The sequence below is a fragment of the Streptomyces sp. PKU-EA00015 genome (assembly GCF_013387495.1).
Taxonomy (GTDB): domain Bacteria; phylum Actinomycetota; class Actinomycetes; order Streptomycetales; family Streptomycetaceae; genus Streptomyces.
Genome location: NZ_JABZEE010000058.1, coordinates 1 through 284 on the forward strand (window position 1 = coordinate 1; position 284 = coordinate 284).

At 57.7% G+C, this 284-nt stretch carries 1 pseudogene; it reads right to left on the bottom strand.

Annotated elements, in window-relative coordinates:
• Nucleotides 1–284: pseudogene (locus HW130_RS30320) on the bottom strand (hypothetical protein); the annotation flags it as partial.

Here is a 284-nt window from a genome sequence, read left to right on the forward strand (position 1 = left end):
ACTGTCCGACGAGTAGTCGTCCTTCTTGTCGCTGTCCGACGAGTAGTCGTCCTTGTCCTCGTCGGCAGCCACGCGCGCCAGCGCACCGCCACCGGTGTGGACACCGCCGTGCGGCTTGTCGTGGTCCTTCTTCTCGTAGTCGTCCTTCTTGTCGTAGTCGTCCTTCTTGTCGTAGTCGTCCTTCTTGTCGTAGTCGTCCTTCTTGTCGTAGTCCTTCTTGTCCCACTTCTTCTCGGAGTGGTCGTCCTTCTTCTCGGAGTGGTCGTCCTTCTTGTCCGAGTAAT